The organism is Micromonospora sp. MW-13 (assembly GCF_003434305.1).
In the GTDB taxonomy this organism is placed as follows: domain Bacteria; phylum Actinomycetota; class Actinomycetes; order Mycobacteriales; family Micromonosporaceae; genus Micromonospora.
In genome coordinates, this window is sequence record NZ_QKKX01000147.1 from 1 (window position 1) to 237 (window position 237).

The 237-nt window shown below is 69.2% G+C and carries 1 protein-coding gene; it reads left to right on the plus strand.

Going from position 1 to position 237, the window contains the following annotated elements; genetic code table 11:
* A partial coding sequence (locus C5N14_RS32550) for a hypothetical protein (protein ID WP_371685952.1) occupies nucleotides 1-237 on the plus strand: 237 nt, incomplete at both ends.

Below are 237 nucleotides of genomic sequence, written 5' to 3' on the forward strand. Positions count from 1 at the left end.
GGCGGTCATCGGGCTCGGGGCTGCGGTCATCGGCCACGAGACCGACGCACCGGGCAACATTGAGGTCCTGCTCGGGGTGGCGTTCATCGGCCCTGGGGTGGCGTTCATCGGCCTCGGGATCGCCAGGCTCGTCGGCAGTGACGTCCTAGCCGGGGTGGCGTCCATCGGCCTCGGGGTGGCGGTCATCGGCTATGGGATCGTCACACTGGTCAACAGTGACGGCGGCCTGTTCGGGGT